The organism is Peribacillus sp. NPDC097197, assembly GCF_050278025.1.
In the GTDB taxonomy this organism is placed as follows: domain Bacteria; phylum Bacillota; class Bacilli; order Bacillales; family DSM-1321; genus Peribacillus.
On the sequence record NZ_JBNNST010000011.1, the window covers coordinates 99,719 to 126,456 of the forward strand.

Below are 26,738 nucleotides of genomic sequence, written 5' to 3' on the forward strand. Positions count from 1 at the left end.
TATTTATATTAATGGTATATTTTAATTAATTCATGCATAAAATAACAGATAAATATCTATACGAATGAAAAAATACTATTTTAAAATATTTATTATCTCACTTTTCTCTTAATAACCATGATAAGATATGCTAGGGTGATATAATGATGAAAAAACTTAAAGTAATATTAGTGGCTGTTCTATGTTTAACTTTATTTACTGGAATCCAGTCAACTGAAGCTGCTGCTTCCAATGTGAAGGTACACTTTATCAATGTGGGCCAAGGCGATTCCATCCTGATTCAAACCGGTAATGAAAACATTTTAATTGATGCTGGTGGAAAAGGAAAAGGCGATGATGTCGTTGCCTATCTGAAAAAACAAAAGGTAAAAACGTTGAATGCGGTTGTCTCGACGCATCCGGATGCCGATCATATCGGTGGACTGGCCTATGTAATCAATAATCTGAAAGTCAAAGCTGTGTACGCACCGAAAGTTGCTCATAGCACACAAGCTTACACAGACTTTTTAAAAGCGGTTAAGAAAAAAGGGCTAAAAATCAAGAAAGCCAAGACCGGGATAGTTATCACGACGAAGGCAAAGAATACGTCATTGAAATTCCTTGCTCCAGTCAAGGACTATAAGACGGACTTAAATAACTGGAGTGCCGTCCTTTTACTTAAACACAATAAAAAATCGTTCTTGTTCACTGGCGATGCTGAAGAAAAATCCGAAAAAGACATGCTTGCCAAAAAGGTAGTACCAAGCGTGGATGTCCTTAAAGTTGGGCACCACGGGGCAAAAACATCTTCTAGTTCAGCTTTTATTAAGAAAGCAAAACCAAAATACGCTATAATAAGTGTAGGAAAAAATAGCTATGGGCATCCTACTTCTACCGTTGTAAAACGCTTGAATTCCATAAAAGCTAAAATCTATCGTACAGACAAATCTGGAAACATTATTTTTACTTCTACAGGTACGAAACTTACTGTAAAGACGGTGAAATAAATGAAGCAAGGAATAATTGATCGCTTTGAAGGTAAAATAGCTGTCGTGGAAATCGATGGTGGCGATATGAAGGATTTTCCGAAAAGCTCCCTTCCAAAAGGGGCCAAGGTCGGAGATATGCTGATTATCGATGGTGATACAATTACTGTCTCCAAAGAAGGAACAAGAAAGTTGAAAAAAGAAATTGATGACTTGATGGATGAGTTGTTTGAAGATTGACTACGACTATCCCCTTCTCAAAATGAGAAGGGGATTTTTTCTACATCTTTTACCTTAATAATAATGAACTAGCTGAGAAACATGAACTTACCCTGGAGGTATATTTTTTAACTTACACGTTCCCTTTCATTCTTATCACTTTTCCCTCTAATTCAAACCCTACTTCCTGCATTCCATTTTTACGATAAAAAGACAATGCGTTTCTATTAGTAGGAGAAACGCGTAGATGATATTCCTTTACCCCATATTTTTTAAAGAAATGAAGAGCATATCGGTGAAGTTCCTTCCCTAACCCCATTCCACGTTTTTCAGGAATGAGATAATAAAGATTTACGTAGCCTACTTTACTACCCTTATATTCTTTAATTGTAAGTTCAAGTTGACCGATGGGCACATCATCTTCCATAACCAAGACAAATCCACCTGGATATCGGTTCGATTTTATTTTTACCCAATCCAGATATTCCTCTACGTTTCCAAGATCCTTATCAGAACCAAAGCTTATGACGAAAGAGTCCCTACGAAATCGAATAATGAATGTTCTATGCTTCGTTACATCAATCGGTTCAAAATGCAAAGAAACTCCTCCCTTAGCATACATATTACGTATTATGTTGGTACCTATCCCAAAGAGAACCCCTTAATAAAACAAGGGGTTCTCTTTTCATTTTCACATCACCCTTTTAAACATCTTTTCCATTTCGTAAATTGAATAGGAGATGATGATGGGTCTTCCATGCGGACAGGTGAATGGATCGGTTGTTCTCCTTAATTCATCAAGAAGGGCTTGTATTTCATCGTTACGGAGGTGGCGGTTGGCTTTAATGGAGGCTTTGCAGCTCATCATGATGGCCGCCGCTTCACGCAGTTTTTTTATGTCCACCTTTTTCATCGACAATAATTGTTCAATCATGTCTTCAAGGATTTCCTGTTCAATTCCTTTAGGGAACCATTGTGGATGGGACCGGACGATAAAGGAATTGTAACCGAATTCCTCTAAAAAGACGCCGACCTTTTCTAGCTCATCCTTGTATTCATTGATTCGAATTGATTGATCGGTCGAAAATTCTAACGTGATCGGAACGAGCATATCCTGTAGCTCATTTTCGACACGACCAACCTTTTCTTTGAAATATTCATATTTAATCCGTTCCTGTGCAGCATGCTGATCGATGATATACAAACCTTTTTCGTTTTGGGCGAAAATATAGGTGCCATGCATTTGTCCAATTGGATACATAGGAGGTATGCGGCTTGAAGCATCTTCCTCCTCTATTTCTTCCTCATCCTCTTCGACTGTATATGTTGTATACCCTTCAGCGGATTCGAACAAGGACCTTTTTTCTTCTGGAGGTATGACAGGGATAGAGGCCTCTCCCATTTGCATTCCATCTTCACTGCTATATATTAATTCATGCATGGTATCAATATCCTGGTTATCATCGATAGATTCCATTGGAACTTCTTGCTGTTGTTTTTCTCGTATCAAGGTATTCTTTAGTAGGGATGCTTCTTTTTTTGCTTCTTCAAGAACTTGCCTTCCTCTTTCTACGACATGGTCTAAGCTGAGAGACGTCTGCTCGCTTTTAGGCTCCTCTTTCTTTTGTGACGGCGTGAAACCGCTTGGAATCAAGGAAAGTTTCTTGAAAGCTGATTTAATCGTTTCCGATACTAAGGCATATAACTCTTGTTCCTTACTAAGTCGCACCTCTAATTTGGACGGATGTACATTAACATCGACCAAGATTGGATCCATTTCAATATTCAACAAAGCAATTGGGAAACGTCCAATAGGAAGAAGTGTGTGGTATCCCTCCAGGATTGCCTTAACAAGAACATAGTTTTTTATAAATCTACCGTTAATCATCGTCGAAATGTAATTTCTGGAGGCACGGGTGACCTCGGGCATTACGATATATCCGGTTATAGTGAAGTCCAAAGACCTCGTCTCTATCGGAATCATCTTTTTGGCGATATTCATTCCGTAGATTGCGGCCAGTACTTGCCGGACATCTCCATTACCATTTGTATGCAAAATACGCTTCTCATTATGCGTAAGGCTTATCGAAACGTCAGGGTGTGACAAAGCCAGCCTGTTCGTGACATCCGTAATGTTTCCTAGCTCCGTATGAATCGTTTTTAAATACTTCAATCGTGCCGGTGTATTATAGAAAAGCTCGGAGACCGTGATATCCGTCCCTTTTCGGCTTGATGAAGCCTCCAATTCACGAATGATCCCCCCTTCAAGCAGAATTCGGGTTCCTGGCCCCTCTCCCGTGCTGCTTTTCATTTCAAAATGGGAAACTGATGCGATACTTGGCATGGCTTCACCACGGAACCCGAGCGTCCGAATCCGAAACAAGTCATTTTCATCTTTTATTTTACTTGTGGCATGACGTTTAAACGCCGCTTCTACATCGTCGGCCGTCATTCCATCTCCATTGTCTATGATCCTGATGGACCCAAGTCCGGCCTCCACCAATTCAATTTCAATGATGGTACTGTTGGCATCTATGGCGTTCTCCACTAGCTCCTTCACGACTGAGGCAGGACGTTCAACCACTTCGCCAGCTGCTATTTTATTCGATAAAGACTCGTCTAGCTGTATGATTTTCCCCACTTTTATCGCCTCGCTTCAATTATTTATTTCAATTTCTTATGCAATTTATAGAGTATATTCATCGCATCCAGTGGTGTCATTTCTAGGATATCGAGCGATTTGATATCATCAAGCACTTTTTTTTCCTTAGCTGATGAACTGGTTTTTTCCCTTGGAACTTCTTCTCCGAAAAAGGAAAGTTGCGACGCTTCATTTACAACCGTACCATCCTTTTCTTTAGATCCTTTAGGAACATCTATATCTACTACAACAGCTGACTGTGAAGGTGTTTGCGTCACTTGTTCATTATCACTTTCAAGTTGCGCTAAAATGGCAGCTGCCCGGTCAATTAACTGTTTTGGAAGGTTGGCAAGCTTGGCAACATGAATACCATAACTTTTATCGGCTGGTCCCTCTTTTATTTTATGAAGGAAAACGACATTCCCATTCTGTTCGATTGCACTTACGTGGATATTTTTCAGTTTAGGAAGTTCCTCTGATAGCACGGTCAATTCATGATAATGTGTTGAAAAGAGTGTCTTTGCACCGATTTCTCCATGAATATATTCAATGATTGCCTGGGCTAACGCCATACCATCGTAAGTGGAAGTTCCTCGTCCGATTTCATCGAATAAAATCAAGCTGTTTTCCGTAGCATTCATGATGGCATTTTTTGCTTCGAGCATCTCGACCATGAAAGTACTTTGCCCCGAAATGAGATCATCCGCTGCACCAATTCGAGTGAACACTTTATCGAAAATCGGCAGTTCCGCTGAGGTCGCCGATACAAAACAACCGATTTGGGCCAAAATGGATGTCAACGCAATCTGACGCATATACGTACTTTTACCCGACATATTAGGTCCTGTAATCAAAAGTAGCTCACGGTCGCTATCCATAAAACAGTCATTTGGAACATACTCTTGAGAATGCAGTACTTTTTCGACAACAGGGTGGCGTCCTTCCTGTATGGCTATTTTACGATTTTCAGAAAAGACCGGCTTTACATAATGACGCTCTTCACTGATTGTTGCAAAGCATTGGAGAACATCAAGTTCACTGATGCCTTTCGCAAGCTCTTGTAAACGTGGGATATAGCTTTTCACCTGTTCACGGAGGCTGAGGAACAGATCATATTCAAGACCGATGCTTTTCTCTTCGGCTTGTAAAATCAAGGCTTCCTTTTCTTTTAGTTCAGGTGTGATATATCTTTCAGCATTGGTCAAGGTTTGCTTCCGTTCATACCGTCCCTCTTCAAGTAAATGCAAATTGGCGCGAGTCACTTCAATATAATAACCAAATACTCGGTTATAGCCGATTTTCAATGATCGTATTCCGGTACGTTCCCGTTCCTCCCGTTCCAGCTGAGCGATCCACGTTTTTCCGTTTCGGCTGGCATCTCGATATGTATCCAGTTCCGAGTGGAAACCATCTTGGATAATGTTCCCTTCCTTAACGGATAACGGTGGATTTTCCACTAATGCCGTTTCAAGTAAATCGGTCACTTCCTCACAGGGATCCAGCTTTTCGGCGAGAGCTGTTATATCGCCATTGGAGCCCAAGGATTGGACGATTTCACGAATGATGGGTACTTGTTGGAGTGAACGTTTCAACTGGATTAAATCACGTGCATTGACATTTCCAAACGCCACCCGGCCCGCAAGACGCTCTAAATCATATACTTCCTTCAAGCGCTCGCGCAAATCTTGACGTTCGAAGTAGTGATCCTTCAATATTTCCACAAGGTTTTGTCTACGTTCGATTTGCAGTCGATTGATGAGTGGACGATCAATCCATTGCTTAAGCATCCTGCCTCCCATCGCTGTCTTCGTCTCATCCAAAAGCCATAATAACGACCCTTTTTTTCCTTTGGAACGGATGGTTTCCGTCAACTCCAAATTACGCTTGCTATAATAGTCGATTTTCATATAATGGGACGTTTCATATGCAAATACTGGCTGCAGGTGATCTAGGCTTCTTTTTTGGGTACGGTATAAATAATTCAATAAACGCGCAGTCGTTTGAGCTTGCTTATCTTCTTTCAACAGTCGAAACAAAGAAACGAACGACTCACTTTGCTCTAAGTTATCCTCAAGGGAAAGTGCTGCGGCACCCCGTTCCTGCAATTGCTTTTTCCATTCATCGTTAAAATCCGTTGCAATGACAACTTCGCTGGCACCAAGGTTTGCAAACTCATTCAATACCTCTTCAAAACTTTCAATCAACGTGACCTTGTTTTCACCTGTCGACAAATCGTTGTAAGCAAAGCCGAATGGCCCATCTGTAAAGGACGTGATGGATGCAATGTAATTATTTTCTTTTTCCCGAAGTCCTTTACTATCCATTTTGGTTCCCGGTGTAATCAGCTGGACAACTTCCCGGCGGACGACCCCTTTTGCTTGTTTAGGATCCTCTGTCTGTTCACAAATGGCTACCTTAAAGCCTTTTTCTATCAAAATATCAATATAATTGGGAGCCGAGTGATAGGGAATGCCACACATGGGAATTCGATTTTCCGTGCCACCCTCCCGGCTCGTTAATGTAATCTCCAGTTCCTGTGAGGCATTCAATGCATCCTCAAAAAACATTTCATAAAAATCCCCTAAACGGAAAAATAAAAAGGCATCCTGATACTCTGCCTTGATTTTTAAATATTGTTGAATCATTGGTGTATATCCAGCCATTCTTTCAAAACCTTTCCAAACTATAATCTGTTATTTATATATGTCATTTATTATACCATACGGGATAGCACCTTTCCTGTATTCGCTATTACAAGAAAACATGCATAATATACTGTTTTTTTCCTTTTTATAAGGGGATTTAGGACGCCGAGGAGCTTATGCGGGTAATAAAATACTCTACTAATTTGGCCTGTCCCTCTTTTAACGTAAATAAGACCGGATGAAGGGAATGTCATCCGGTATTGACTATATTAAAGTATTTTACTCATCTTCGAATTCATCAAGGAAATCCGGATCTAAATCTTCGAACTCATCATCATCAAAATCTGAGCCCCAGTCATCTTCACAGCGGCCATCTGGGCTTACAGCGACGCAAATTTTCGTTTCGCCAACGACCTCCACAAAGAATTCTCTTTCCACATGAACAATGATCTTTTGTCCACATGGGGAGATGGATGCTTCTAAACAATTCGGCTGTTGGACAGCTTGTGCTACGATTTCATGGTCATCATGACAATCTGGATCACGGTATTTTAGCGAAATCACGTCGGTATATTGTACTTTTTCAGTGACAACTTCCGTCTTTGAATTATGGTTATATGAATACCAAACGTTGATTTCGTAGCTGCCGTGAATTTCTACCTTTTTGCCGACTTTCTTGGCATCGTATTTATGGTTGATGATCCAACAACCTAGAATGCTAGAAGGATGATGAGCCGGGCAAATGGTGTGTGAGGACTTTGTGAATTTACGTCCCTTGGCCACCACCGCTTTAGTTATTATCTCTCTATATTGTGACATGCTAGCGAACCCTCCTCATACAGTTTCCATTCATCCTATGCGTGGTAAAAGTCTAGTGTGCGTAGAATTTTTAATATCTGAAAACTGTTGTAATGTTTAAATCTAGGTTATTTTATGCACCAGTTTTGGGATATGTGTCACGAATGGGCGCTGTATAAGGGTTTTTGAAACATAAAAAAGCCCTTCTGCATCCAGAAGGGCTTTCCGAAAATATTATGAACAACCTCCGCCACCAGCCTGTACCTTTGATCCTGTCTCACCACGAAGGATATCACCTTCAGTTGATTCAATTATCAAATCCGTCACCTTATTGGATACTTGCGAAGAAACCATTTGAAGAAGGTCGTTGACATCGACTTGGGATTGCTTGAACTCCTGGACGATTGGAAGCTCATCCAACTGCTTTTCAAGGGCATCGATTTTCGCCTGAACTTGCCCGTATGCTTTTTCTTTTCCATAATGTTGGAAGTTCACAGCTTGTTTTTGTAAGCTTTTGATACTGGCAATCATTTCACGTATCTTTTGGTTTTCATTAATATGAGCCTCAGCCCGTTTAAAGAAATCCACTTCTTCCGTGCTGGCAATCATTTCAGCTAGCTCTGCCGCTTTTGTCAAGATATCATCTTTTGTATATTTTGTCATTTTAATCCACCTCTATCGCTGTCGCTTCTTCAACCATATCCCCATTCAATGACCATGTTTTCGTGTCGGTGATTTTCACCTTGACGATTTGGCCAATCGCGGACTTTGGTCCTTTGAAGTTCACTAGCTTATTTTTCGTAGTATACCCTGCTAATACATCTGGATTTTTCTTACTTTCACCTTCCACGAGAACTTCTACAATTTGCCCATTGTACTCTTTCATTTTCAAGGCACATGTTTCGTTCACAAGGGCATTTAAGCGTTGCAGACGTTCTTTTTTCACTTCCATCGGAACATTATCCTGCATTTTTGCTGCAGGCGTTCCTTCTCGTGGAGAGTAAATATACGTATAAGCAGCATCAAATCCAACTTCCCGGTATAAAGACATCGTTTCCTCGAAATGTTCTTCCGTTTCATTTGGATAACCGACAATAATATCCGTCGTTAAAGATGCACTCGGAATTGCTTCCCTAATTTTTCTAACAAGCTCTAAATATTGTTCACGCGTATATTTACGCGCCATGATTTTAAGCGTTTCCGTACTTCCCGATTGAACAGGAAGATGGATATGATCCACTAGGTTACCGCCTTTAGCAAGAACTTCAATCAAATGATCATCGAAGTCCCGGGGATGACTAGTAGTAAAGCGAATCCGCGGGATATCTATTTTACGGATTTCATCCATCAAGTCACCAAGACGATACTCCATGTCTGTAAAGTCTTTCCCATATGCATTCACATTTTGACCGAGGAGGGTGACTTCCTTGTAGCCCTGTGCTGCAAGATGACGAACTTCCTGAATGATGTCTTCGGGACGGCGACTCCTTTCTTTACCTCGTGTAAAAGGCACGATGCAATACGTACAGAATTTATCACAGCCGTACATAATATTGACCCATGCTTTTGTTTTCCCTTTACGTACTTTAGGAAGATTTTCGATTACATCCCCTTCTTTGGACCAAACTTCAATGACCATCTCTTTTGAAAGATACGCCTCATTTAGGATTTGTGGTAGTCGGTGGATGTTATGTGTACCAAAGATCATATCGACAAAATGATGTTTCTCAAGAATTCTTTTAACGACCGATTCTTCCTGGGACATACAGCCGCAGACGCCCAAAAGCAAATCTGGTTTTTCCAATTTAAGTGATTTTAAATGCCCTAGTTCCCCGAATACTTTATTCTCTGCATTTTCCCTTATTGCGCAAGTGTTCAGTAAAATGACATTCGCATCGTCGACTGTAGTGGTCGGTTGATATCCGAGTGCCGTAAAGATACCCGCCATGACTTCAGTATCGTGCTCATTCATTTGGCAACCGTATGTACGAATAAGAAATTTCTTACCTTCTCCCATTCCTCGGAATTGTTCAGGAATAGCAAAGTCATCATGGTATTCTACATTTTCTTTTCCTCGTTTTTTAGCATCCTTCAAGGAAGGCGGGATATAAACTGCCTGAAAGTACTTACTGTAATCCTTTTCGGATTTTTTGTCCGCTGGATTTTCATTCTGTACTTGTTGTAATTCTAATCTTTGTTTCTCGTTCATGTTAATCTCCTTTCAAAATAGTTAGTTTATTTAACGTCCTAACTATTTCCAGACCCGCATGCTAACCAGGTTTTTTGTTCACTTACCTATTTCATTCATGTGTAAATATTTGCTTTTAAGTGTGATATATCCACATTAACATAGTATAAAGCTTTTACCTGGAAGAAACAATCATTCTGTCGCTCCTTAAGCACTTGTTAGAAAAAATTCACAAAAAAGGTAATAAAATAATAAAAATAAACCCTGAATTTATTACCCAAAACTTTTTCACTACTATCGACAGTCTAGGTCTATCGTACATTTTCACTATATAGGACATAGTCCTATAACATCCTGTCCGCTCTTGAATAAGATATCTCGTACAACAAAAACAATTTAAGGAGTGACTTATATGTCATGTTCTGGAAATAACAATAATAATCACGATCATCATCGTAATAACGACGATAATAGCAGAATCGAAAGAGATTTCTGTCGTGCGGTGAGGGGTTGTCAAAGACGCGACAATGACCGCGACGACCGCCACAACGACAACAACAATCACCATCACCACCACCATCATCATAACAACAATAACAACAATAACAACAACTGTTGTTGTAGAAGAAATCGTTGTAATTTCTTCTCTTTCGGATGCTGTAACCGAGGAAACCGCTGCGGATGCAATAACGGTTTCTTCTAAGCCCTACTATTTAGGTAGCACCATCTTCTAGCGTGCTGTCTCCTCATTAGAACGCTTGGTTATTAACCACAAAAAAGGTTCACCCCAAATTTGGGGTGAACCTTTTCACGCTTACATAAATTCTTCAACAAGTTTATCAAAATGAGCTTGATCTAGAGTTAAATCAGACTTATTCAATGCTTCTTCTGCATAACCTGGAATTAATTCTTGATAAGAAGAACGTGAAGAATCTTGATAAATGATTCCTGTCACAAGACTGTCATGCTTCATCAACGTTTGCATGGCTTGTTCTTTATTTGTAGAATCATATCCTTCAATCATGCTTAATTTTGTTAGATTTTGTTTGAACCAATCATAGGTATTGATTTTGTTATACGTTACGCATGGAGAGAAAACATTAATAAAGGAGAATCCTTTATGATTGATTCCTGCTTCAATAATTGCAGTTAAGTCTTTTAAATCCGTCGAAAAGCTTTGAGCGACAAAAGTAGCACCAGCCGATAAAGCTAATTCCATCGGAGAGACAGCCCTCTCAATTGATCCTTCAGGGGTGGATTTTGTTTTAAACCCAGCAGCTGAACGTGGGGAAGTCTGTCCTTTTGTTAAACCATAAATTTGGTTATCCATGACAATATACGTAATATCGATATTACGACGAATGGCATGAATGGTATGTCCCATCCCGATTGCAAAACCATCTCCGTCTCCACCGGAAGCTATAACGGTCAACTCGCGGTTAGCCATTTTCAATCCTTGGGCAATCGGTAGCGAACGACCATGAATGCCATGGAAACCATAAGATTTGATGTAGCCTGAAATCCGACCTGAACAGCCGATTCCAGAAACCACAGCTAAGTTTTCCGGTTCTAAGCCTACGTTGGCTGCCGCACGCTGCATGGCAGCCTGAACGGAGAAATCCCCACAACCAGGACACCAATTAGGTTTTACATCATTTCGAAATTCTTTAAATGTTGCCATATTCGAACATCTCCTTGCATTGTGTGTGAATTTCATGCGGGAGGAATGGGTTGCCGTCATATTTTAGGATGCTTTTAATTTTATTTACATGCCCGACATTCATCTTGATAATATTAGCCAATTGTCCAGTCGCATTATTTTCAATTACTACTACTTTCTTAGCTGATTGCACTAAAGAAAGAACTTCATCGGCAGGGAATGGATGAATCAAACGAACTTGTGCATGATTCACTTTTATTCCATCCGTTTCTAAACGGCCGATTGCTTCATCTATCGTTCCACGGGTAGAGTTAAACCCTAGGATTAATAAGTCAGCCTCTTCGTGTGGTGCATTCTTGTAAACGGGTGTATTGAATGTGTTCGCTAAATTGCTAAGCTTACGCATCCGCTTATCCATTTGTGCTACACGATTTGCAGCTGATTCAGAAGGCTTCCCTGTTTCATCATGCTCTACACCCGTAACATGGTGAATTCCGTTTTTCATGCCTGGAACGACACGAGGAGAAACTCCATCTTCTGTTACTTCATAGCGCTTGAAATATGTTTTTTCTTGAGGGCCTTCTATTTCCGTGTCCAAAAGTTTACCACGTCTGATTTCCACTTTACTGTAATCTAGCGGTTGCACGGTCTGCTTACCCAATGATAGCTGTAAATCGGATAAAATGATAACCGGACATTGGTATTCCTCAGCAAGATTGAAGGCTTCAGCCGTATCATAAAAGGCTTCCTCAACCGTACTTGGGGCCATGACGATTTTCGGTATTTCTCCGTGCGTCCCATAAATCATCGCCATTAAGTCAGATTGTTCTTGTTTCGTTGGAAGTCCGGTAGAAGGACCGCCACGTTGTGTATCTACAATAACAATCGGAGTTTCTGTGATTCCCGCTAAACCGATTGCTTCCATTTTCAATGAAAGACCTGGTCCGGCAGAAGCTGTAATAGCACGAACACCACCGTAGTTAGCCCCGATTGCCATCGTAGCTGCAGCGATTTCGTCTTCCGTCTGAATGACGGTACCACCCACTTTAGGCAGTTTCTTGATTAAATACTCCATGATTTCCGAGGCTGGCGTAATCGGATAAGCAGCCATAAATCGACATCCACCGGCAACTGCACCTAGTGCGATTGCGTCGTTACCAATCATGAATAAACGTTTTTGACCATCCGCTTTTTCAAGTTCCATAGCGCCCACTTTTTCACCAAGCAATACTTCCATGGCCTTATAACCAGCAGTAATCGCATCCATGTTCTTTTTAACGATTTCTTCACCTTTACGGCCGAAGATTTCATCAACAACATCATTGAACACGGAGATTTCCATGCCAAGTACAGCACAGGTAGCTCCGATTGCCACCATGTTTTTCATTAAAGAAGTACCCAATTCAGATGCAATTTCCGTAAATGGGACTATATATAACTCTGCCTTTGTATCTTCAGGGCAGACAGGTTTAAATTTTGCATCAGCGATAATGATGCCGCCTTCGTGTAGTTCTTTATAATTGACGTCTATTGTTTCTTGATCGAAAGCAACTAAGATGTCTAAATCATCTGAGATAGCACGAGTTTCAGAAGTACTTACACGAATCTTATTATTCGTGTGTCCTCCCTTTATTCGAGATGAGAAATGACGGTAGCCATACAAGTAATAACCTAAGCGATTGAGGGCAATACAGAATATTTCTCCTGTACTTTCAATACCTTCACCTTGTTGTCCGCCAACTTTCCATGAAAGTTGATTGATCATGTCTTACACTCCTTTAGAACGTTCGTATATAACTGCTATTTACCTGTACCTCTCTTCAGAACGTTCAATATGTAAATAATCGTTCTATGACAGAAAAGGTGTACTAAACGCTTTCAATTCTATCGGTTAAATACATAAATTGCAACCTTTTTGCTTTTATTTTTTATATTTTCAGAATATTCAATCCTATCTACAAAATCAGAATAAAAACACCATTTCGCCCTATCCTTTTTTTATCGAGGATAATGACGAATGAAATTTTCAAAAAGAATGCCTTTTACGAATTCTGTGGAATAGAGCCTATCAAGTTCATCAATTAAATTTTGGTAATTGCTATAAGAGACCAAGTCATCGACCATCTCTTCTATGCCATCGAAATCCGATCCAAAACCAATTTGTTTTTCTCCACCTAAACTACAAATATGTTCAATATGATTGATAACGTCTTTTATGGACGCGGATTTACCTTGTGATAAAAATTGAGGAACAAATGTCACCCCAATAGTCCCATTCTTTTTTAGGAGAGCCTTTATTTGGCTGTCTTTCAGATTCCTTGGATGTGGGCATAAACGATAGGCGTTCGAATGGGAAGCAATCGGAAAGTCAGCTATTTCTATGGTGTCCCAAAACCCAGATTCCGATAGGTGGGAAAGATCGCACCATATCGACTGCACATTCAATAATGCCACCACATCCGTTCCAAATCTCGTCAGCCCGCCTCCTCTTTTTTCTAAAACTCCGTCGGCTACCAGATTGGCATAATTCCATGTTAATCCTACCGAAGTAACCCCCAGCTGAAGGAGGGTTTTCATCTTTAATACATCATCCCCGATGCAATCACAGCCTTCTAATGTCAGCAAAGCTCCTATCTCTTTTTCACCCAGTGAATCGATATCTTTCTTTGACCTTATAAATTTCATTTCAGGTTCAGCCAGGATTTTTTTGTGAAAGATATCCACCATCGCCAAGGCAGCCTGAAATCTCATATCCGAATGGACTTGTTCAGGAATGTATATCGCAAAGCATTGGACCTTTCCACCTGAAACCATAAGTTCACGCTTCGTTATATGTAACTTATCGCTGTCCACAAAGGAAATATCCGGATCTATAAACAATTTCATCAAAACATCACAATGCGCATCAAAAATCACCCATCCAATCCCCCTTCTCTCCCTTTCTTATTCGTCACATACAAAAAATAACCTGCTCGCCATCCGACAAACAGGCATAAACTTATGAATTTATCTTGGTTCAACGATTAGCTTAATTGCCGTACGCTCTTCGCCATCAATGAGAATATCCGTAAAGGCAGGAATACAAATCAAGTCGACTCCACTAGGTGCGACAAATCCTCTTGCGATTGCTACTGCCTTAACGGCTTGATTTAACGCACCTGCACCAATTGCTTGAATTTCTGCGGTTCCTCTTTCTCTGAGAACCCCCGCCAGTGCGCCTGCTACAGAATTAGGATTAGATTTTGCTGAAACCTTTAATATTTCCATTCCTAGTCCTCCTTGTTTTCCCTGCCGATTATAACTTGGCTCAATAGTTATAACACTTTCCACTGCTACTATATTCAGCTAGTAAAACTTGTATGACAAAGAAAACCAGGATTGTCCAACAACAGATTTTAGATTCCCTATTAGGAGACCTTACTTAACTTTTTCTCTCATTGAATCCTTCGTGTGAGAATCACGTAGCTTTTATAAAGAAAAATGGACAATCAGCCACGACTGATGTCCATTTAAGTTAGTTATAAAACGGGTTATCTTCGTTTATCAGTATTCGCTCAATGTTTACCGCCTTGCCTGACTTTTCATCAATATCTATTAATACAGCACTTAATAAGGAACGGCCAGCTTTAGGTACTTCAAATCGCACAGGGAGGCTCGTCAAGAACTTATGGATGACAGCCTCTCTTTCCATTCCCAGAATGCCGTCATAAGGCCCTGTCATCCCTACGTCCGATACATAAGCTGTACCTTGTGGTAAAACCCGGTTATCAGCTGTTTGGACATGTGTATGTGTGCCTACCACCGCTGTCACCTTCCCATCAAGGTACCAGCCCATTGCTTGTTTTTCACTTGTAGCTTCACCATGGAAGTCGACAAAAATGATAGGTGTCCTTTTTTGGGCTTCCAGAACGAGCTCTTCCGCTTTTCGGAAAGGACAATCCAATGCCGGCATGAATGTCCGGGCCTGTAGATTGATGATAGCGATTTCCTGGTGATCTAGAGCTATATACTTCAGCCCCTCACCTGGGGCACCCATGGGGAAATTGGCTGGACGAACAAGATATTCCGCTTCATCAATAAACGAAAAAATATCTCGATTATCCCATGTATGATTTCCCATTGTTACGGCCTGCGCGCCCCACTCCAGAAAACTGCGATAAATCTTTTCCGTAATTCCCCGGCCTCCTGCAGCATTTTCACCATTTATTACCGTGATGTGCGGCTGATATTTTTCTTTAAGTCTTGGGAGGTATTCTTTAACCATATCACGGCCCGGTGCCCCCACTACATCTCCTATAAATAACAATTTCATACTAAAACCCTTTCCTATATACATTTCACTTATTTGGTATAACTGGTTGATTGCACAGACATCCTCAAAAAAGTTCATACAAAAAATGAAAACGAAGTGGTTTTCACCACTTCGTTTTCCAAGCCAAATCATTTGGCATATTCTACCGCTCTTGTTTCACGGATTACTGTTACTTTTATATGACCTGGGTAATCAAGCTCTTCTTCAATCCGTTTCCGGATGTCACGAGCAAGTTTATGAGCCGAAAGATCATCTATTTGTTCTGGTTTCACTAGAATCCGCACTTCACGTCCGGCTTGAATCGCGAAGGATTTTTCCACTCCATCATAGGATTCGGATATCTCTTCAAGTTTTTCAAGTCTTCTAATGTAATTTTCCAGCGTTTCACTTCGTGCACCTGGTCTTGCAGCTGATAAGGCATCAGCGGCCGCTACAAGCACCGAAATAATGGATGTTGGCTCTGTGTCACCATGATGTGAAGCGATGCTGTTGATGACAGTTGGATGTTCCTTATACTTAGTCGCTAATTCAACGCCGATTTCAACGTGACTACCTTCCACTTCGTGGTCAATTGCTTTCCCAATATCATGTAATAAACCGGCACGGCGGGCAAGTACTTCGTCCTCACCAAGCTCAGCTGCCAATAATCCTGAAAGTTGGGCCACTTCAATAGAATGTTTCAGTACGTTTTGACCATAGCTTGTACGGAACTTCAAACGACCAAGAATCTTGATAAGATCTGGATGAAGCCCGTGAACACCCACTTCGAAAGTTGTTTGTTCACCAATTTCACGAATATGTTCATCTACCTCACGTCTTGCCTTATCAACCATTTCTTCAATACGAGCCGGATGAATCCGTCCGTCCTGAACTAGTTTTTCAAGAGCTAAACGTGCTGTTTCCCGTCGAATTGGATCAAATCCAGATAGGATGACTGCCTCAGGAGTATCATCAATGATAAGATCAATACCCGTTAGCGTTTCAAGTGTTCGGATATTTCGGCCCTCACGTCCGATTATCCGTCCCTTCATTTCATCATTTGGAAGATTCACTACAGAAACGGTGGTTTCTGCAACATGATCAGCCGCACAACGCTGAATGGCTAGAGATAAGACTTCTTTCGCCTTTTTATCAGCTTCTTCTTTGGCGCGGGTATCACTTTCTTTAATCATAACTGCTACATCATGAGCAAGCTCATTTTCTGTTCGATCTATAATGATCGATTTAGCTTCTTCACGAGTCAAACCTGAGACACGTTCAAGCTCCGTTTGTTGCTTGCGTACCGTCTCGTCCACTTTGCTTTCCATCTCTTCAATATGCTGTTGTCTTTGGTTAAGAGACTCCTCTTTTCTCTCTAAAAGGCTTTCACGTTTATCCAACGTTTCATCCTTCCGATCAAGATTCTCTTCTCTTTGCAATAATCGATTTTCTTGTTTTTGTAATTCGTTCCTTCTTTCACGGGATTCCCGATCGGACTCAGAACGAACCTTGTGAATTTCATCTTTTGCTTCCAACAAGGCTTCTTTTTTAAGCGCTTCCGCTTCACGTTTTGCATCCTCAAGGATATGTTCAGCAGAGCCCTTTGCCCCTGCTATTTTACTCTCAAATTTTGATTTGTGAATAAAATAACCAACAACTGCACCGACGATTAGGCCAAGCAAAGTGAAGATGATTGTCATGGGTTCCATCGTTTCACCTCCCCTTGCTATGAACTTTTACATAAAATGTTGAACTGTCGGCAAGTACATTGCACATAAATTCAATATACAGCTCTTAATTTTCAAAATTTTAGTTTGAAAAATTGTAAAATATACATATTAATTGTATAGTTGAGAATTTTTATTGTCAAGCCTTTGTCCCTTATGTATCAAGGTTTATTCTCGTTTTATTACTATGCATAGCAATTATGTATCAGTTTAACATAATTGAGGACTGCAAAACCGCTTTAATTTTTGCAATTTTTCCATTTCAAAGATCTTAAGGAATATAGAAAAGGCCTAAGCATAATTAGCTTAGGTCCTTTCCTACCATCAATCAAGTAGTTCAAGATGCTCCTCTTCAGCCTCTTTCGGGAGCTCAAACTCTCCATCTAGATTATAATGGTCCCTGATTTTTTGTGAGATTTCCTTAGCGATGTCCTGATTCTCTTTCAAGAACAATTTCGCATTTTCCCTACCTTGTCCCACACGCTCATCATTGTATGAATACCACGAACCACTTTTTAGGACGATATCCAGGTCTGCACCCATATCAATGATTTCGCCTTCCTGTGAGATTCCCTGACCATACATGATATCGACTTCCGCTTGACGGAAAGGTGGAGCTACTTTATTTTTAACGACTTTAATCTTTGTTTTATTACCAACGATTTCATTACCTTGTTTTAATTGTTCAGCACGACGCACTTCAAGACGAACAGTCGAATAGAACTTCAAGGCACGACCACCAGGAGTCGTTTCTGGATTTCCAAACATAATCCCGATCTTTTCACGAATCTGGTTAATGAAAATCGCAATGGTATTTGATTTATTGATAGCACCAGAAAGTTTTCTAAGGGCCTGTGACATCATACGGGCTTGAAGACCCATATGGGAATCTCCCATTTCTCCTTCGATTTCCGCTTTAGGAACAAGTGCTGCTACGGAGTCGATAACAATAATATCCACCGCACCACTTCTCACTAACGCCTCCGCAATCTCAAGGGCTTGTTCACCAGTATCAGGCTGTGAAAGCAACAATTCATCAATATTCACGCCAAGTTTTTCAGAATATGCTGGATCCAAGGCATGCTCAGCATCAATAAATGCAGCTGTTCCGCCAGTCTTTTGCACCTCTGCTATTGCATGCAAGGCAACAGTCGTTTTACCTGAACTCTCCGGTCCGTATATCTCAATGACACGGCCTCTCGGATAGCCACCTACTCCCAATGCTACATCCAACGCTAGAGACCCACTCGAAATCGTTGAGATTCTTCGATCGGACTGTTCTCCAAGTTTCATTACAGAACCTTTACCAAATTGTTTCTCAATTTGTTTTAACGCCATATCTAAAGCCGCTTGACGATCACTACTCACTTAAGTTCCTCCTCTATATTCAAATAATCGGCAGTCCGATTAAAGATGTTCTTACGTTAGCCATTCTTTGAGGACAAGGTCAATATCTTGTCTCAAAACCTATCTTAACTATATACTCTTTTTGCTATTTTGCCAAGCAAAAAGTCGAACATTCATTCGTTTTTTTCTTTTGGTTAAATCTTCATGAAAAAGTATTTTGTCTACGTGATTTTACCTTTTTCTTTTAGATATCCGCTAATAAAATGCCTTTTTATTGAATAAACTGTTTTCTTCTTTTCCCTTATTCGATAAAACGAAAACTTCTAAGACATAAAAAAACAGAGCCTTTTAAGCTCTGCTTTTATGTCGCTTATAAACCCCGTAATAAATAATGGCAACCATATTTTACACTTCTTACTCGGTTTTGCGCCCTGCTTCCAGATAAATTCAACTCTTCAAAGCGGGTGTCCCCATCCCGTAAGGAAATGCCAATGAATACAGTACCCACTGGTTTCCCTTCTTGTTCATCAGGTCCTGCTACTCCAGTAAAACTGATACCTACATCCGCATCAAGCTTCTCCCGTACCTTAGAGGCCATTTCCATGGCACACTCTCCGCTCACGACGCCATGAGTTGAAATGGTTCCTTCACTTACGCCTAGCACATCCGCCTTTGCATCGTTTGTATAGCTGACAATACCGCCTTTGAACACTTTTCCAGCACCTGGTATGGTCGTTAACTGTTCTTGAAACATTCCACCGGTCAAACTTTCCGCCGCCGCGATCGTTAGCTTACGGACCGTTAATTCTTTAACCAGTTCTTTTATCAGCGATGTATTATCACTTCCATAATAATATTGACCGACCCGATTAAGGATTTCCTTCTCCGCTCCCAAAATAAGCTCTTCACACTTTTCTTTAGACGATTCTTTTGCTGTAATCCTTAAAGTCACTTCCCCTTCAGCTGCAAGTGGGGCAATGGTTGGATTGGTTTGGTCTACGAGAAGATCTTCTATCACCGTTTCCAGCTCCGCTTCCCCTATTCCGTAGAAACGAAGAACCTTCGAATCAATTCGTTCATGCTTTTCAAGCCTTTTCATGATTGCTTCATATCCGTAGTTTAAGAACATTGGTTCCATTTCGCTTGGTGGACCAGGAAGCAGCATATATGTGATTCCCGATTTAGCCAAGACCATTCCGGGTGCCATGCCATGGTCGTTTGGCAATACATCACAGCCTTCCAAAACAAGAGCCTGCTTCCTATTATTTTCAGTCATTGGACGACCGCGCTTTTGAAAGTACGCTTCTATGGATTGTAGTGCATCCTCATCAAAGACGAGCTTTTTCCCAATGTGGCGAGAAATTGTCTCCTTCGTTAAATCATCCTTCGTTGGACCAAGGCCACCAGTAAAGACAATTAAGTTAGCCCGTGACTCAGCAATCTCTATGGCTTGTTGCAGACGACGGTCATTATCTCCGACGACAGTATGGTAAAAAACATTGACACCCATTTCAGCAAACTGTTGCGATAAAAACCTTCCGTTTGTATTGTTAATTTGCCCCAATAGAAGTTCAGAGCCTACTGCAATGATTTCTGCATCCATATCAACGACCCCTTCGTTACTTAGAATTAATGAAAGCTTGCTTGTTTTTCACAAAATAATCGGCCCCAGACCATATTGTAAAGATTAACGCAATCCATAGAGCGATATTGGCAAATGGAAGCGAAATAAAAGCAAAGGGCAGGTTATGAAGCAATAAAGCAGATATTGAGACAATTTGTGCCCATGTTTTAATTTTACCCAATTGGTTGGCCGCGACCACTTCACCCGTACCGGCTAAAACCAGGCGTAAACCAGTAACGGCAAATTCCCGACTGATAATGACGATGGCAATCCAGGACTGGCCATACATTAAATTTAAGTCAACTAAAACAATCAATGCTGCCGAAACAAGTAATTTATCGGCCAACGGGTCTAAAAACTTCCCTAAATCAGTAACCAAATTATATTTTCTTGCAAAATGACCATCAATCCAATCCGTAGTAGAAGCTATGATGAAAAGTATAGCCCCCGCTAGATGCGCCACCGGCAATGTATACTCTCCCCAAGTAAGTGTTCCCCAAGAAAAAGGTACGAGCATGATGATTAAAAAAACTGGAATTAGACAGATTCTTGCTACTGTAATCTTATTAGGCAGATTCAAACTTTTAACCTCCAAAATATACGCTTGCTTTTAGGCAATGCGCTTTCCATCATTGTAATGTGGCCAATGGCCAAGTTTACCTATGTATAATTTACCTCAAAATCATTGATGTATGCCGGTTTAACATGGACATTTTCCATATAGAAAAGAGAAAAATAGTCATCTAAGAGATGACTATTCCGCTTTCGTAAATTGTATCGTAACCAATTGCGTAGTCATATCATTGGGTGAAATAGTATACTCAAGCTTTTCATCATTGACAAAAATTTCCGTTTCGTTTGCTCTACCAATATTAATGACAGCTTCTTTTTCTTCAGTAAAATCTATTTCCTCACTTTCATTTTCCTTGATTGTCCCTTGGAAAAGTAATTTCCCTTCACCATTTGTAATACCTACCCATGGCGAACCTTTAGAGGAAACTTTCAATTTGAAAGTATCCGAACCTTTTAACTCATACGTACTATTTTTACCGCTAGAACTGACAACAGTCAAATCCTGCTCAATCTTTTCTTCTTCTTTTTCTTCTTCTACAGCATTGTCTTTATCCTTTTTATCAGCTGTATCTGTTCCTTCTTTCTGGTCTTTATCTACTTTTTCTTCTTTTTCGTTAAACTCATTACTTTCGTTATATCCAACCACTTCATTCGGTTTATCGCTCTTTTTATCATTGTCATTGGACTTACTCATACTATTGGAAACCAACACCCAAATCAATATAGCGACACCAATTACCACGATCACACCTAGGATTTTAGGCAACATCTCTACAAATTTGGAGTCTTTAGCCGGAATCGTCTTACGGGTTTGAACCCTTGAAAGCTGTTCAGGCAGTTCCTCGCTATAGACAGATGGCACGTCGCTCTTGAACTCCTCGAATATTTCATCAGGGTCCAGACCTACAGCTTCACAATATTGCTTGATGAATGCCCGCACATAAAACTTTCCGGGCATCATACTATAATTTCCCTCTTCAATCCCTACAAGATACCGCTTTTGAATCTTTGTCAGTTCCTGTAAATCATCAAGGGTAAGCCCTTTGGCTTCCCTAGTTTCTTTTAATCGATTACCTAATTCAGTCAAATAAAACACCTGCCATTTTAAAAGTCAAAGGATCCAAATTCCGAACCAGAAAACTGATCTTTTTGGTCCACAACTTCATATGTAATTTCTTCTTCTGGATTGTTTCTTAGTTCAATAATATAATCAAAGTCTTCGAGCGTATACTCCGTATTTTGAACAAACACATCTGGATGTTCAATGACTTTGACAGCATCAAGCCTCATTATTTCACGGATAAGCTGCCAATGTCTCTCATTGGCGCGACGGGTTGATACAATTCCGTCTAGAATAAACAAATTATCATTATTGTACTCATCCTCGATAAGTTGACTGCGAATCGTCTGCTTTAGAAGGGTAGATGACACAAACAACCATCTTTTATTCGCACAAACGCTTGATGCAACTATCGATTCGGTCTTTCCGACTCGGGGCATTCCTCGAATACCGATTAACTTGTGACCTTCTTGTTTGAATAGTTCGGCCATAAAGTCCACCAGTAAGCCCAATTCATCACGAACAAATCTGAATGTGTTTTTTTCATCAGCATCACGTTGTATATAACGGCCATGTCTGACCGCAAGCCGATCGCGTAATTTGGGTTCTCTAAGTTTAATGACCTTTATCGTATCCATCGTATGGAGAATGGACTCAAATCTCTCTATATTTCGGCTGTCGTTTGCCCTTAAAAGCAAACCTCGCCTGCCTTGGTCGACACCGTTAATAGTGATGATATTAATGGATAGCATACCCAGCAAAGATGATATGTCCCCTAATAAACCTGGACGGTTAACTTGAATTTCATATTCAAAATACCATTCTTTTTTCTCCACGATAACACTCCTTAAGCCTAGAAGCTTTTATCCAACCATCGAGTATTACTTATCCGTCATACTATTTCATCTTCTTTACTTTTAAATTATTACTGTCTAGATTCTATAATATAGTATTTCTTGATAAGTTAAAAGGAAAAACCCTATAAAAAATCTCCATTTTCATTGAAGGATAGCGGAATATTTTATATAACCAAGATAAAGGCCCCATTACAAGGGTAACGGGGCCTTTATCTTCACATATTTACTTTGTTCCGTTGTTCTCGACTAACTTGACCATTACATTTGCCATTGCTTGTTTTTCCTCATCGCTCGCAACGGACCAAAGATCAGCTAGCACTTTTTCTTGGTCGTTTTGGGGCTCAACCTGCTTAGCTAAGTAATCACCGATTTCGAAAGCCAAGCTATTTACTGTCTCATCATTCAACCCTTGGCGTTCACCCTCATTAAGACGATCTCCCAAGAAATTTTTCCATTGATCCCAATTGTCTAATACAGACATGTGTGGTCACCCTTTCCTTCAAAATAGTACAAGTATATTTTGTGAAGGAAACGATGAAATTATGCATCTTTAAAAATTTTATTCAAGTGTACCAACCGCCATTTACACCAAGGATTTGCCCGGTTATATAAGAAGCCTTATCGGAAAGTAAATAGGAAACGGCTTCCGCCACTTCCTTGGCACTCCCCATCCTGCCCATTGGGATGTCGCCTTTAATGATTTCCAAATCCTCCGCACTAAAAGATTCCAGCATGGAAGTTGAAATCGCGCCAGGGGCGACGGCGTTTACACGAAGTCCATTTAATGATACTTCTTTGCTTAATGCCTTGATAAAGGCATTTTGCCCTCCCTTGACCATCGAATAAAGCACTTCACATGAAGCACCCGTCTGACCCCAGATGGATGTAACTGCGACGATGGCCGCCTTTTCTTGATACATTAATTTAGGCAACAATTCCTTGGTTAATTGAAAAGGGCTGGTCACATGTAGCTGAACCATTTCATTGACAATCTGCTCAGTCATGTCTGATATGAGTCCATAATAACTATTCCCGCTATTAAGGACGATGGCATGAAGAGCAAATATATTTTCCACCAATTTTTTGTAACCGTCCCCGGTAGACAAATCTGCCTGAATCGGGATGAGTTCGACCTGAAATGGACGAAGTTGTTCAATTAGATCATGAATGGCTTCCTCATTGCTATTGTAATGTAAATAAAGTGAATAATTTTCTTCCGCAAGTTTTAAAGCAATTTCCCTGCCGATTCCTCCGCTAGCTCCCGTTATAAGGGCAAAACGCTTTTCCACTTTCATGCCCCCTCTATATGTTATTTAGGAAGTACCTCACAGACCGTCATCCGCTCAACGGAAATTAGATCCTTGGCAATCTGTTCGATGTCTTCCATTTTAAGTTTTTCCAAAACTGCTACCACATCGAATAATTTCATCTCATTGAATGCATACCGCGTAAATTGGTTGGCAATATATTCGGGTGAATTCAGTGAGCGAAGGTAAGAACCAATTTTTTTCTTAATTGTTCTTTGCAAACTTTCTTCACTTAAACCAGTACCTTTTTTAGAATTCTCCAGGATTTCCAACAAAGACTTTGTTAATTTTTCAGGATTGGCCGTGTCTCCACCAATTAAAGCGAAACCAAACCCTTGTTCCTGGGTATAATCATACGAGAAGCTTTGATCAATCAACCCCTCCTCATACAGGCCTTCATGAAGGGATGAACTTTTCCCGAACAGCATTTCTAAGTATATATTCGTTGCCAGTTCCCGCTTCAAAAGTTGTTCGCCTGTTTGAAAAACATCATTGGCCTTGATTCCAATCATCACTTTCGGTGTTTGAACATTCATTTTTAAAATGTCCTTATCCTTAGCTACTGTATCGGGCTCCTTTTCGAATCTCCGTTCGATTTCCGGTTGTTCCCGGTAGTCTTTACCGTTTTGATTATCCCGTATCTGCTTCATCGTTTTCTCCACATCCACTGGTCCTACAACGAATAATAGCATGTTGCTTGGATGATAGAACGTATTGTAACAATCATAAAGCATGTCTTTCGTAATATCTGCGATTGATTCGACTGTGCCTGCGATGTCGATCTTCACAGGATGGTGATGGTACATGTTCGCAATCGTACCAAAATATAAACGCCAATCAGGGTTGTCATCATACATATTAATTTCTTGTCCTATAATGCCTTTTTCCTTCTCGACGGTCTTCTCGGAGAAATAAGGTTCTTGGACGAAGTCTATTAATGTGGTTAAGTTCCTTTCAAAATTCGATGTGCTCGAAAAAAGATAAGCCGTCCTTGTAAACGATGTGAAGGCATTGGCGGACGCACCCTGCTTAGAGAATTGTTGAAACACGTCTCCGTCTTCTTTTTCAAATAACTTATGCTCTAAGAAATGGGCAATTCCATCCGGTACTTTTGTAAATACTTCTTGGTTCAATGGTTTGAAATGGCTGTCAACTGAACCGTACTTTGTCGTAAACGTGGCGAATGATTTGTTAAACTCTTTTTTTGGAAGAATATATACCTCTAATCCATTCTCCATTTTTTCATGATAGAGCTCTTCTTTTAATTGGGCGAATTCAATTTTTTCCATTATTCTTGCACCTCCGTTCCAGATAGGAAGTAAATTGTATCTAGCTCAATCTTTTGGCCAACTTTGATAATATCTTCCTTGGTTGTCTGTTCCGTTTTTTCAAACCATTCATCAAGTGAGATATCTTTCCCCGATAGAACATTATGATAGAGGATTTCGACTAATCCCCTTGATACATCAATGGTTTCTAGAAGTTGATTTTTAATGACAGCTTTCGTTTGCTCCAATTCTTCTTCCGAAAAATTCCCTTGCTTCATTTCCTTCATTTGTTCATGAATGATATCTATCGCCTGCTTATAGTTAGCATTTTCGATGCCAGCCATCACCATTAGAAGTCCCTTATGACTTTCAAGTCTTGAGGCAGCATAATAAGCCAGGCTTGCTTTTTCCCTGACATTGATGAAAAGTTTTGAATGTGAAAAACCGCCAAAAATCCCATTAAACAGCTGGAGGGCATAATAGTCGGGATCTCCATATGAAATATGCGTCCGATACCCCATATTCAACTTCCCTTGTTTCACATCAGCATTCTCAATGATTTCTTGTTCTTTCTCAACTTTTCCCCCTATATTTCTTTGAAGTCGGGCCGGAACCCGTTCCGGAAGGGAAATATATCGGTCAGCCAGCTTCTCCACTTCTGACTCATCAATATCACCAATGACATACAGATTGATATCATCCTGAGCCAGCATTTTTTCATAAAAAGCATAAAGTGATTGTGGAGTAATGGTCTCCAGGTCTTCTAAATTGCCACTGGCCTCCAAAGCATATGGCTCATGTTTACACATTTCCTCGACAAGACGAGTAGCGGAGTATCTCATTTTATCATCATAGATTGACTGAATACGTTGCCTTAATGACCTGATTTCATTGGTAACAGTCTTGGCATCAAAAGCCTCTCCATTTGTTTTGGGATGAAAGATCACTTCAGAAAGCAACGCAAAAGCTTTTTCCAGAAGGGGGGTCGGGTCGCTTAAGAACTTTTCGTTGACGATATCAATGGTAAAGCTCACGACTTGATATTCCCCTTTTTTTGCCACATCGACGTAAAAGCCCGCTCCATATAGATCATCCAAATAAGACCGAAGCTCGGGCGTAGTTGGGAATTTACTTGTACTGCTTTGAAGCACATATGGCAATAAAGCACGGTATGTAACGGAATCTTTAGTCAGTGGAGCTTTCATTTTCAACACGAGCGTGTTTGTTTTATATTTATCCGTATGGACAATATGCAGCTTATATCCGCTTTTTTCTGTAACTGTGTCGGATGCAATAGACATGGATTAATCCTCCTCGATATGGAATGCATTCTTAATTAAGTTATTGTTTGTAGATACGTAATCTTTTAAACATCTCCTTAAAATATACATGTCAAAGGAAAATTCATGCAAGTTGCAGGTACTTTTTTTGTAAAAGTTCCAACTTAACTATCTTTACTCTGTCCCTGACATGAAATAACGACCACCCGTGATAACGGGTGGTTTTCTCTGCGGCTGAAAGCCTTTATTACTGACCAGGCCCTAAAGGGCCCCTGATTGGTTCGCCAA

The 26,738-nt window shown here is 40.4% G+C and carries 24 protein-coding genes; 3 read left to right on the top strand and 21 right to left on the bottom strand.

Annotated features, from left to right (window positions below):
- The first annotated feature begins 146 nt into the window (after positions 1-146).
- Together ACQKL6_RS15250 and ACQKL6_RS15255 are read left to right on the top strand one after the other, a co-directional pair.
- A complete protein-coding gene (locus ACQKL6_RS15250) occupies positions 147-986 on the top strand; it encodes a ComEC/Rec2 family competence protein (protein ID WP_402990814.1) in 840 nt (279 codons plus the stop codon).
- Positions 987-1,205, top strand: a complete 219-nt coding sequence (locus ACQKL6_RS15255; RefSeq protein WP_403123129.1) for a DUF3006 domain-containing protein — start codon at positions 987-989, stop codon at positions 1,203-1,205.
- A gap of 112 nt (positions 1,206-1,317) precedes the next feature.
- Here ACQKL6_RS15255 and ACQKL6_RS15260 read toward each other — a convergent pair whose 3' ends face one another.
- From ACQKL6_RS15260 to miaB, 6 genes are all read right to left on the bottom strand, one after another.
- Positions 1,318-1,782, bottom strand: coding sequence for a GNAT family N-acetyltransferase (locus ACQKL6_RS15260; RefSeq protein ID WP_403123131.1), 465 nt, complete (start codon positions 1,780-1,782; stop codon positions 1,318-1,320).
- 93 nt (positions 1,783-1,875) lie between these two features.
- On the bottom strand, positions 1,876-3,825 hold the full coding sequence (gene mutL, locus ACQKL6_RS15265) for a DNA mismatch repair endonuclease MutL (protein WP_427651437.1): 1,950 nt from the start codon (positions 3,823-3,825) through the stop codon (positions 1,876-1,878).
- A gap of 23 nt (positions 3,826-3,848) precedes the next feature.
- Complete coding sequence (mutS, locus tag ACQKL6_RS15270) at positions 3,849-6,488, bottom strand: DNA mismatch repair protein MutS (protein ID WP_427651438.1); 2,640 nt, start codon at positions 6,486-6,488, stop codon at positions 3,849-3,851.
- Positions 6,489-6,749: 261 nt separating this feature from the next.
- Positions 6,750-7,289, bottom strand: a complete 540-nt coding sequence (locus ACQKL6_RS15275) for an outer spore coat protein CotE (protein ID WP_402868478.1) — start codon at positions 7,287-7,289, stop codon at positions 6,750-6,752.
- 213 nt (positions 7,290-7,502) lie between these two features.
- The gene (locus ACQKL6_RS15280) at positions 7,503-7,931 is read right to left on the bottom strand and encodes a RicAFT regulatory complex protein RicA family protein (RefSeq protein ID WP_402868476.1); all 429 of its coding nucleotides are present in this window, start codon (positions 7,929-7,931) and stop codon (positions 7,503-7,505) included.
- 1 nt (position 7,932) lies between these two features.
- Positions 7,933-9,477 carry a tRNA (N6-isopentenyl adenosine(37)-C2)-methylthiotransferase MiaB gene (gene miaB, locus ACQKL6_RS15285; RefSeq protein ID WP_402868474.1) on the bottom strand — a complete coding sequence of 515 codons (1,545 nt, stop codon included), beginning with the start codon at positions 9,475-9,477 and terminating at the stop codon, positions 7,933-7,935.
- 506 nt (positions 9,478-9,983) lie between these two features.
- Here miaB and ACQKL6_RS15290 point away from each other — a divergent pair.
- On the top strand, positions 9,984-10,190 hold the full coding sequence (locus ACQKL6_RS15290) for a hypothetical protein (protein WP_402990800.1): 207 nt from the start codon (positions 9,984-9,986) through the stop codon (positions 10,188-10,190).
- Between the two features lie 80 nt (positions 10,191-10,270).
- On the opposite strand, the gene ACQKL6_RS15295 is transcribed toward ACQKL6_RS15290, so the two are convergent.
- The 15 genes from ACQKL6_RS15295 to yfmF all read right to left on the bottom strand — a co-directional run bounded on the left by ACQKL6_RS15295 (position 10,271) and on the right by yfmF (position 26,471).
- Positions 10,271-11,137 (bottom strand): 2-oxoacid:ferredoxin oxidoreductase subunit beta, encoded by an 867-nt coding sequence (locus ACQKL6_RS15295; RefSeq protein WP_402868470.1) that lies wholly within the window; start codon positions 11,135-11,137, stop codon positions 10,271-10,273.
- Positions 11,124-12,881, bottom strand: a complete 1,758-nt coding sequence (locus tag ACQKL6_RS15300; RefSeq protein WP_402868468.1) for a 2-oxoacid:acceptor oxidoreductase subunit alpha — start codon at positions 12,879-12,881, stop codon at positions 11,124-11,126. Before ACQKL6_RS15300 ends, ACQKL6_RS15295 begins: the two co-directional genes overlap by 14 nt.
- Before the next feature lie 233 nt (positions 12,882-13,114).
- Positions 13,115-14,032, bottom strand: coding sequence for a dipeptidase (locus ACQKL6_RS15305; RefSeq protein ID WP_402868466.1), 918 nt, complete (start codon positions 14,030-14,032; stop codon positions 13,115-13,117).
- A gap of 90 nt (positions 14,033-14,122) precedes the next feature.
- A complete protein-coding gene (spoVS, locus tag ACQKL6_RS15310) occupies positions 14,123-14,383 on the bottom strand; it encodes a stage V sporulation protein SpoVS (protein ID WP_191095538.1) in 261 nt (86 codons plus the stop codon).
- Positions 14,384-14,630: 247 nt separating this feature from the next.
- Positions 14,631-15,428, bottom strand: a complete 798-nt coding sequence (locus ACQKL6_RS15315; RefSeq protein ID WP_427651439.1) for a TIGR00282 family metallophosphoesterase — start codon at positions 15,426-15,428, stop codon at positions 14,631-14,633.
- A gap of 128 nt (positions 15,429-15,556) precedes the next feature.
- The gene (gene rny / locus ACQKL6_RS15320; protein WP_402868463.1) at positions 15,557-17,116 is read right to left on the bottom strand and encodes a ribonuclease Y; all 1,560 of its coding nucleotides are present in this window, start codon (positions 17,114-17,116) and stop codon (positions 15,557-15,559) included.
- A 342-nt stretch (positions 17,117-17,458) separates the two neighbouring features.
- Positions 17,459-18,502, bottom strand: coding sequence for a recombinase RecA (recA, locus tag ACQKL6_RS15325; protein ID WP_402868461.1), 1,044 nt, complete (start codon positions 18,500-18,502; stop codon positions 17,459-17,461).
- Between the two features lie 349 nt (positions 18,503-18,851).
- On the bottom strand, positions 18,852-20,084 hold the full coding sequence (locus ACQKL6_RS15330) for a competence/damage-inducible protein A (protein ID WP_427651440.1): 1,233 nt from the start codon (positions 20,082-20,084) through the stop codon (positions 18,852-18,854).
- A 16-nt stretch (positions 20,085-20,100) separates the two neighbouring features.
- Positions 20,101-20,685 (bottom strand): CDP-diacylglycerol--glycerol-3-phosphate 3-phosphatidyltransferase, encoded by a 585-nt coding sequence (gene pgsA / locus ACQKL6_RS15335; protein WP_402956357.1) that lies wholly within the window; start codon positions 20,683-20,685, stop codon positions 20,101-20,103.
- Between the two features lie 174 nt (positions 20,686-20,859).
- On the bottom strand, positions 20,860-21,774 hold the full coding sequence (locus ACQKL6_RS15340; RefSeq protein WP_427651441.1) for a RodZ domain-containing protein: 915 nt from the start codon (positions 21,772-21,774) through the stop codon (positions 20,860-20,862).
- An 8-nt stretch (positions 21,775-21,782) separates the two neighbouring features.
- On the bottom strand, positions 21,783-22,574 hold the full coding sequence (locus tag ACQKL6_RS15345; RefSeq protein WP_402868453.1) for a DUF3388 domain-containing protein: 792 nt from the start codon (positions 22,572-22,574) through the stop codon (positions 21,783-21,785).
- Between the two features lie 244 nt (positions 22,575-22,818).
- Complete coding sequence (locus tag ACQKL6_RS15350) at positions 22,819-23,076, bottom strand: DUF3243 domain-containing protein (RefSeq protein WP_402868451.1); 258 nt, start codon at positions 23,074-23,076, stop codon at positions 22,819-22,821.
- 82 nt (positions 23,077-23,158) lie between these two features.
- Positions 23,159-23,884, bottom strand: a complete 726-nt coding sequence (ymfI, locus tag ACQKL6_RS15355; RefSeq protein ID WP_407407618.1) for an elongation factor P 5-aminopentanone reductase — start codon at positions 23,882-23,884, stop codon at positions 23,159-23,161.
- Between the two features lie 20 nt (positions 23,885-23,904).
- Positions 23,905-25,191: an EF-P 5-aminopentanol modification-associated protein YfmH gene (gene yfmH, locus ACQKL6_RS15360; RefSeq protein WP_427651443.1), complete on the bottom strand. Its 1,287-nt coding sequence runs from the start codon at positions 25,189-25,191 to the stop codon at positions 23,905-23,907.
- The gene (gene yfmF / locus ACQKL6_RS15365) at positions 25,191-26,471 is read right to left on the bottom strand and encodes an EF-P 5-aminopentanol modification-associated protein YfmF (protein ID WP_427651444.1); all 1,281 of its coding nucleotides are present in this window, start codon (positions 26,469-26,471) and stop codon (positions 25,191-25,193) included. Before yfmF ends, yfmH begins: the two co-directional genes overlap by 1 nt.
- Between the last annotated feature and the right edge of the window lie 267 nt (positions 26,472-26,738).